Source organism: Okeania hirsuta (assembly GCF_003838195.1).
Classification (GTDB): Bacteria; Cyanobacteriota; Cyanobacteriia; order Cyanobacteriales; family Microcoleaceae; genus Okeania; species Okeania hirsuta.
In genome coordinates this window covers 1-7984 of record NZ_RCBY01000287.1, presented here as the reverse complement: position 1 = coordinate 7984, position 7984 = coordinate 1, and the positions used below count along the sequence as shown (strand labels likewise).

Below are 7984 nucleotides of genomic sequence, written 5' to 3'. Positions count from 1 at the left end.
CAAAAATTAATAATGCTTGTTTGCAGAGATTCTAAAGTGGGGTAGTTATCAATATTGCGCCAGATTATATAATCAAATTTATCTTTTATTTGTGGAATTAATTGTAGGGCAAGTACGCTTTTGCCAATGCCAGTTAATCCTAATATGGTGATGATGCGGGTGTGGTTTTGTAGTATCCATTGTTTGAGGGTGGTAAGTTCGGTGTGGAGATCGCACAACCAATATAATTCAGGACTTCAGATAAATCATAATAATTTTCTGAGTTAGTATTGTTTTGGTTTTGGTCAGTGGGAATGGGGGAAGATTTGTTTTTAGGGTTGGAAAATTGTCTGTTTTCTCCATAGATATTTATATGATTATTGTTAACATTTACCCAGTCATTAGCTGTATTTGAAATATTTGAAAAGTGGAAATTTTCTAATATGGAACGAGCATTAGATTTTTTGATATTTTTTCCTAGTACATCTGACAGAAGTTTCCATGATTTTGTACCTACCTGTTTGATATGGTCAGGATGACGTTGACAATCATCAGCTATTTGTGGGTATTTTTTACCATTTAAAGTACCTTTTAAGACTTCCTTTTGTAGAGAAGTTAAATGTTGTTCCGTGTAGGTAAATATCAGGTTGTCTGTTAATTCGACCAATGTTTCAATGTCCATAGCTACAGGTAGACTGGTAGTTTAGTTTTGTATTGTATAACTTTATAACACTTTTTCTCACTGGAATAATTAAATCACACTTTAAACATACAAAATTCTATTCAGAAAAAATCAGATCGCGACTTATCCCCAGAAAAACCTACTAAAAGATACGAAGCTCAAAAACCCCTATTTACTTTCGAGCGTTAGTCATCCCTCAAAAAGTAAGAGAAGACCTCCTGTTAGCTGTTGACTTAATTCACTTAGAATCTCAAGTTTTCGACAAGTGGGGTTTGCGTAAAATTGAACCTTTTCCTCGTACAGCACTAAACTTTCACGGTAAACCGGGAACGGGAAAAACTCTCGCAGCACACGCCATAGCTTCTAAAATTAACCGTCCGATTTTAGTTGCCAGCTATGCTCAAATTGAGAGTATGTACCACGGAGAAGGACCAAAAAACGTCGAGGCAATTTTTCTGGCAGCAGAACAACAAAATGCTCTGTTATTTATAGATGAAGCTGACTCCTTACTTTCTAAACGACTCACCAATGTCACTCAAGGATCGGAGCAAGCTATTAATTCTATGCGGAGTCAGTTGCTTATTTGCTTAGAGAGATTTCGCGGAGTAGTCATGTTTTCCACAAATCTTGTAGAAAATTATGACAAAGCATTTGAGACGCGGGTGAGAAACATAAATTTCCCCATGCCAGATGAAATTTGTCGCCGTGAAATTTGGAACAGACACCTTGTCAAAGAGCTACCTACAGCACCAGATGTCTCCTTCTCCTTAGAAAAACTAGCTCAGGTTGAAGATGTTTGCGGGAGAGATATCAAAAATGCGGCGTTGCACAGTGACGAATGATTTGATATTTTGAAGGAGACAGGAGACAGCTATACTGGAGACATGAGGAAAATTACTTGGGGTGAGAATCCCCATGTAATGCGTGAACACCCCCGTTGACGGTGGGGTATTAAACTCACAAAGAAAATGATCAACTGTTTCTCCTGCCAGCGAACGGACAATGGGCAGTTGTGATGAAGGATACAATATATATAGGACTACCATATTATTTGGCGTTGCACAGTGACGAATGATTTGATATTTTTGATAGAATTGGATTGTGGATTAATCAATTGCTAGAATGATTAATTAATGGTTATTTTTAGTCAAAATCTAAACCAATTTTTGGCAATATCATTCCATAATGTGCAACCCCAAAAATGCTGTTATAGATGCAGCTATGAGAGCAGCACGTCAAGGAAAAGAAGAAGTCGCACTAAGCGAACTACTTGAATCTATTAACTCCATTAAAAAAGCACGAATTAACGTTACCCCAGCATCAAGACCCTTAACTCCAGAAGAAAAAGAGGAGGCAGAGAAAAAAATCAAAGAAGCTTTAGCTAAGAAAAAACAGGAAGGTACATCCTGATATAGAAAATGTGAAGCATTTGGAGATTATGTCTTTATTCTCGAAACGCTTCGCTCCCTCATCTCCCAATCTCCCAACTCTTAAACAAGAGCGATCGCTCCCTATATCCCTACTGCTAAACAAACCAAATTTTAGGCGACGCTCGCTCTACTTATCGTAAACCTAACCAACGTAAAAGAGGAATAATCACATAATGACTAACACCCAAACAAAAACCACTGATACAACCTAACAAACTGAAAAAAGTTATACTTGTAAAAAATTCTAATAAATTAGGTTGACTGTGATTCATAAAAGTAAACTGTAAAAATAACTCTGGAAAAATATTTAATTGCTCCAAACCCAAAAAAACTATTGCCGTCAAACTAGCAACTATAAAAGCATAAATAAAGTTATGCTTTCTTAAACCAAGTCCTAGAGTAACAACACCAGTAGCTACCCCCACAGATAATTTACCCATAATTTCTAGGATAATTAAATCTTCTTTTGTCGTATAGACACTACTACCAACTTGGGAAAATTGCCAACATAACCCTCCTAAAATGTAACCAATAATTCCCATAAATGCAGCCAACCCATAACGACGACGTTGACCTAAACCTCCCACATCCGTTAAACCAACTCCCGTTCCCAAACCAGCTAAACCAAAGACAAGTATTTCCGGACCAATATTTAGGGGAACATCCCACACAAGAAAAATTAGATTAGTAAATATACTAGCGAGGCGATCGCCTATTCCTGACCAATAAGCAAAAATTAATCCGAATGTTGCCCCAATACTTCCCCCAATTGCCCCCAACACCATTTCCCAAATTGTATCTACACATCCTGAAACTATTTGATGAAAAATTTTAGACAGCGTAAAAAATAACCTATTAATATTCTCACTGAGATTTTTCAACAGAGCTATTAATGAATTTTTAACAGTTGTAGCTAATGTAGCTAACAAATATATTCTCAGAGACCTCTTTTGCCGTCGATAAATTTTAGCTAAACGGACTTGCACTTCTGCTGCTGTTGCTGGTCGTTGGGCCGCATCTAAACTCACCATATCATCAAGTAAATTAGCCAAAGCTGGATGAACTGGCTTAAGTTGACGCCACTTTAGCTTACCTGTTAAGGGGTCCTCCAATTCTGCTGGATATTGACCAGTTAGTAAATGAATACAAGTACGGCCCAAAGCATAAAAATCTGTGAATGGGCCAATTTCACCCCCATTAATTTGTTCTGGAGGACTATATCCAGGAGATACTAATCTGGTTGTGCTGCGTTTTGCTACAGTTTCTCTAGGTTGGATTCTATAACTACTAATTTGTTTTACCCCACCGAAGTCAATTATGACCAGTTGACCTCTTTTTTTTCGTTGATGATGAAAAGAATAGGATAAAGAAGATTTTGTCAAAGTTGAAGGTTGGATTTCCCGCAACATTAAATTAGAAGGTTTTATGTCCCTGTGAATAATTTTCCGGCGGTGTAATTCCCATAAAATTTCTACCGCTTGGGAAAGCCAATTGATTACATAGAAATCTGGACATCCTTGGGGATATTGTTCCAGAATTTCTTCTAGGGTACAACCATCAATTTTTTCCATGACTAGGCATGGGAGAAACCATTGACTAGAGTGGCCAACTGCTGGCTGACTATTTCGCTTGCGTAGGTGAAAATAGTCTCCTGTTTCGACTCTAGGAATACCTGAATGGCGGATACTGGCAAGTACCCAAGCTTCTTGGTCAAATAGTTCGAGTGCTTTGGGAGAGCTTTCTAACAATACTTTCAGAATACGTTCGGTTTGAGTTTCTTGGTCCCAAATAATGTAGATTTTCGCAAATCCACCAGCGCTTAATTTTCGCAGGGGAATGTAGCGATCGTTAATGAGAAGTGGGGTTCCACAGCTTTGACAAAAGTTATTTCCCCATGGCTGGATTGGACTTAGACAATGGGGGTTGATACAGTGGACTTTTGATAAAACAGACTGATGTACAGTCATCTACAGTTAGATATGAATTGAGGACAATAGGAAAATTACTTATATTTTTATCTTAAAAGTTCGCTCTTCTTGAAAACCATGTCGCTTTAGCTTAAGGATAATTAGTGGTACTCAGACATTTTATCGTAGAAAAAATGCGTCAAATTCAGTCTAGACAAGGGAATTACCTCGATGCCTTAAAAATGGCTAGAACCCCTGCTGATTCAGGAATTATGCCTTTTTGATGTAAAAGCCTCTGCCCATCTATATTTGATCCTATTTTCTGGCTTGATTTTGTGTAAGTCCCATTAGGTCTAATTATTTTTATTTTGCAGACAAAAATGCAAGTTAAATGTAGATTACTTGAGTCCGATAGTGGTATTAGTTATCGATAGAAAGGTGCTGAATAATTAGCGCTCTAGAAAAATTAATTTACCGATTTTTTCTTGTATTAAGTGCTGATTTTTTCTGGAAAAAGTAATTATATTATTTTGATACTAGCAATAATTTCTACATAAAATTATAGTCAAGTTTTTTCCTTATTAGTTCACTACTCAAATCTTGCACTTTTGGTGAATCTCTCGTTTTTTTACGATCCCCTGTATTTGTTCAATATTTAATCTGGGATAATTAAAATTGTTTTTACTTTGCATATTTGTGTTTTTTTGTCAATGAGCAATTATTCACTTGATTTATTTTAAATGATTATGGCGATAAAATTAACAAATGTAACAAATAGATTAAAAAAAGTTATTAATAAAAAAATAATCTTTAAAGTGGAAAAGTTCTAATTCTTGATATTATCTAAAATAGTATGCTGTATAGCAGAAAAGTGAATAGATTCTTAGGAAAGAATATATGAGTTACGCTAAAACACAAAGTCAGTCTAAGTCTGGATATCAGGCTGGAGTAAAAGACTATAAACTAACTTATTACACCCCTGATTACATACCAAAAGATACAGATGTTCTGGCAGCCTTCCGGATGACTCCTCAGCCTGGAGTTCCTCCAGAAGAAGCTGGTGCTGCAGTAGCGGCTGAATCTTCTACTGGTACTTGGACAACAGTATGGACTGACTTGTTGACTGACCTTGATCGCTACAAAGGTCGTTGCTATGATATTGAATCGGTTCCCGGCGAAGATAATCAATATATTTGCTATGTAGCTTATCCTCTAGATTTGTTTGAGGAAGGTTCTGTAACTAATATGTTGACCTCTATTGTAGGTAACGTATTTGGTTTCAAAGCATTACGAGCGCTACGTCTGGAAGATATGCGCATTCCAGTAGCTTATCTGAAGACTTTTGAAGGTCCTCCTCACGGTATTACTGTTGAACGTGACAAATTAAACAAGTATGGTCGTCCTCTATTAGGTTGTACTATTAAGCCTAAGTTGGGTCTATCTGCTAAGAACTACGGTAGAGCAGTATATGAATGCTTGCGCGGTGGTTTAGACTTCACAAAGGATGACGAAAATATTAACTCTCAGCCTTTCATGCGTTGGCGCGATCGCTTCCTGTTTGTACAAGAAGCTATTGAAAAGGCCCAAGCTGAAACTGGTGAAATTAAAGGCCACTACCTCAACGTAACTGCTCCCACCGTTGAACAAATGATGGAGCGTGCTGAGTTTGCTAAGGAAATTGGCACTCCAATCATCATGCACGACTACCTAACTGGTGGATTTACTGCAAATACAACCTTGGCCAAATGGTGTCGTCGTAACGGTGTGTTATTACACATCCACCGTGCAATGCACGCTGTAATTGACCGTCAAAAAGCTCACGGTATTCACTTCCGCGTTTTGGCTAAGTGCTTGAGAATGTCTGGTGGAGACCACCTACACTCTGGTACTGTTGTTGGTAAGCTCGAAGGTGAAAAAGGTATCACTATGGGCTTTGTTGACCTAATGCGTGAAGACCACATCGAGCAAGACCGCGAACGTGGTATTTACTTCACTCAAGATTGGGCATCCATGCCTGGTGTAATGCCAGTTGCTTCTGGTGGTATTCACGTTTGGCATATGCCAGCTCTAGTAGAAATCTTCGGTGATGATTCCTGCTTACAATTCGGTGGTGGTACTTTGGGCCACCCTTGGGGTAATGCTCCTGGTGCAACTGCTAACCGTGTAGCTCTAGAAGCTTGTATCCAAGCTCGTAACGAAGGTCGTAACCTCTTCAAAGAAGGTGGCGATGTTATCCGTGAAGCTGCTAAGTGGTCTCCTGACTTGGCCGTTGCTTGCGAACTATGGAAAGAAATCAAGTTCGAGTTCGAGGCAATGGATACCCTCTAAGTCTGTCTTTGAGATGTGGGATTTTAGATTTTAGATGGCAATTATGAAATAGATATGTCACACTTGTCTGCTAAGGATTAGATAGATCCTCAATCTAAAATCTAAAGTCTAACAACAATATTCAGGCTGGGGTCAAAAATGGATATTAAAAAAGTTGCGAAAGATACTGCAAAGGTACTGACGAGCTACCTGACCTATCAAGCTGTGCGGACTGTAACTGCTCAGTTACGAGAGACGAACCCTCCCTTAGCAATTTGGTTAAGTGGTTTTTCCTCAACAGGCAAAATTCAAGATGGAGAAGCTTACCTACAAGAGTTGTTCCAGGAAAATAAAGAATTAGCATTTAGAGTGATGACCGTTCGAGAGCATTTAGCAGAGGAAGTGGCTGAGTATTTACCAGAAATGCTTCGCAGTGGTATTCAGAAAGATAATATGGAACATCGCCGTCGGTATCTGGAAAAGATAACGCAACTGGAAATAGCAGACCCTAGTCTAGATCCAGAGCAACGAACAGATTAGCCACGAAAATTTGCGGTTAAAAATTCCTCCACCGAGAGACCGGGGGGCTGAGATATAAAATCTTGATTGATTCAAAATTTGGCTCCCTAGCACATTTATTCAACAGTAAAAAAATCAATGAGAACATTACCAAAAGAGCGTCGTTACGAAACCCTTTCCTATTTGCCTCCTCTGAGTCCTCAGCAAATTAGTCAGCAACTTGAGTACATTTTGGATCAAGGTTTCATCGCTGGTGTAGAATTTAGTGAGTCTTCTGCACCAGAAATGCACTACTGGACTTTGTGGAAGTTACCTCTATTCCATGCCAAAACAGTTCAAGAAGTTTTAAGTGAGATCGATGCTTGCCGTTCTGAAAATCCTGATTGCTTTATTCGCGTGATGGGTTTTGATAACGTGAAGCAGTGTCAGGTATTGAGCTTCATCGTACATAAGCCAAATCAGAGAAGATACTAAATTCATTGCTAAATTGATTTAGTTATAGTGGGGTAGGTAAGAGTCTATCCCACTATTTTTTTAATTGTGTCCGGTGGCGATCGCCTCACTCTGAAACGAGACTTTCTAATTTTCTCTTCATATAAATTTTATAGATCGTGACTGATATAGCAAGGAAAGAGTTGGTTAGGACAAAGATTGATGATGAACCTGAGACACCAGAAAAGCTTTTACCACTGTTCCCTGTTCCCTGTTCCCTGTTCCCTGCTATATCAACTACAGCAAAATGTACAAATAAATTTTTACTATAATTTTTCGCTCTAAAATGGAACTTAAACCACAAAAAGTCGAAATTAGCACCCAAAATATCGCTTACTATGAAAGTTCAGGTAAGGAGCAAACTATTTTCCTAGTTCATGGTAACTCTTCATCGGGACGCTCTTACCTACATCAATTACAGGGTGAACTGGGTGAGACATATCGTTTAATCGCGATGGACTTACCAGGTCATGGACTTTCAGATGTAGCTGCTAACCCAGAAATAACTTACACTCTCCCTGGTTATGCTGATACCGTTGTTGAAGTAGCTAAAGCTTTAGATGCTTCTAATGCAATTTTTGTAGGTTGGAGTCTAGGGGGACATATTCTTTTGGAAGCTAGCGATCGACTTACTGATGCACAAGGTATTGTTATTTTTGGTACGCCAC

9 protein-coding genes are annotated in these 7984 nt (G+C 38.5%); 6 read left to right on the top strand and 3 right to left on the bottom strand.

Annotation, left to right across the window (positions count from 1 at the left end; translation table 11 throughout):
* Positions 1-218, bottom strand: a 218-nt coding sequence (locus D5R40_RS42935) for an NB-ARC domain-containing protein (RefSeq protein ID WP_124145523.1), incomplete at its 3' end; no start/stop codon positions are given.
* A complete protein-coding gene (locus D5R40_RS28150) occupies positions 140-661 on the bottom strand; it encodes a helix-turn-helix domain-containing protein (protein ID WP_124145524.1) in 522 nt (173 codons plus the stop codon). The genes D5R40_RS42935 and D5R40_RS28150, both read right to left, overlap by 79 nt.
* Positions 662-933: 272 nt before the next feature.
* Here D5R40_RS28150 and D5R40_RS28145 point away from each other — a divergent pair, with 272 nt between their 5' ends.
* Positions 934-1503, top strand: coding sequence for an ATP-binding protein (locus D5R40_RS28145; protein ID WP_240038996.1), 570 nt, complete (start codon positions 934-936; stop codon positions 1501-1503).
* 343 nt (positions 1504-1846) lie between these two features.
* Positions 1847-2071 (top strand): hypothetical protein, encoded by a 225-nt coding sequence (locus D5R40_RS28140; RefSeq protein ID WP_124145525.1) that lies wholly within the window; start codon positions 1847-1849, stop codon positions 2069-2071.
* A 151-nt stretch (positions 2072-2222) separates the two neighbouring features.
* On the opposite strand, the gene D5R40_RS28135 is transcribed toward D5R40_RS28140, so the two are convergent.
* Positions 2223-4058, bottom strand: a complete 1836-nt coding sequence (locus tag D5R40_RS28135; RefSeq protein ID WP_124155539.1) for a serine/threonine-protein kinase — start codon at positions 4056-4058, stop codon at positions 2223-2225.
* A gap of 837 nt (positions 4059-4895) precedes the next feature.
* On the opposite strand from D5R40_RS28135, the gene D5R40_RS28130 reads away from it, so the two are divergent.
* The 4 genes from D5R40_RS28130 to D5R40_RS28115 all read left to right on the top strand — a co-directional run.
* Positions 4896-6326, top strand: coding sequence for a form I ribulose bisphosphate carboxylase large subunit (locus D5R40_RS28130; RefSeq protein WP_124155538.1), 1431 nt, complete (start codon positions 4896-4898; stop codon positions 6324-6326).
* Between the two features lie 138 nt (positions 6327-6464).
* The gene (rcbX, locus tag D5R40_RS28125; RefSeq protein WP_124155537.1) at positions 6465-6845 is read left to right on the top strand and encodes a RuBisCO chaperone RbcX; all 381 of its coding nucleotides are present in this window, start codon (positions 6465-6467) and stop codon (positions 6843-6845) included.
* Positions 6846-6962: 117 nt separating this feature from the next.
* Positions 6963-7298, top strand: a complete 336-nt coding sequence (locus D5R40_RS28120; RefSeq protein WP_124155536.1) for a ribulose bisphosphate carboxylase small subunit — start codon at positions 6963-6965, stop codon at positions 7296-7298.
* A 304-nt stretch (positions 7299-7602) separates the two neighbouring features.
* Positions 7603-7984 (top strand): alpha/beta fold hydrolase (locus tag D5R40_RS28115; RefSeq protein ID WP_134239632.1); only part of this gene is annotated, 382 nt, incomplete at its 3' end.

Excerpts from the sequence above, each read along its gene's own strand:
- D5R40_RS28150 (WP_124145524.1), bottom strand. The coding sequence starts at position 661 with ATGGACATTGAAACATTGGTCGAATTAACAGACAACCTGATATTTACC.
- D5R40_RS28140 (WP_124145525.1), top strand. The coding sequence starts at position 1,847 with ATGTGCAACCCCAAAAATGCTGTTATAGATGCAGCTATGAGAGCAGCA.
- D5R40_RS28135 (WP_124155539.1), bottom strand. The coding sequence starts at position 4,058 with ATGACTGTACATCAGTCTGTTTTATCAAAAGTCCACTGTATCAACCCC.
- D5R40_RS28130 (WP_124155538.1), top strand. The coding sequence starts at position 4,896 with ATGAGTTACGCTAAAACACAAAGTCAGTCTAAGTCTGGATATCAGGCT.
- rcbX (WP_124155537.1), top strand. The coding sequence starts at position 6,465 with ATGGATATTAAAAAAGTTGCGAAAGATACTGCAAAGGTACTGACGAGC.
- D5R40_RS28120 (WP_124155536.1), top strand. The coding sequence starts at position 6,963 with ATGAGAACATTACCAAAAGAGCGTCGTTACGAAACCCTTTCCTATTTG.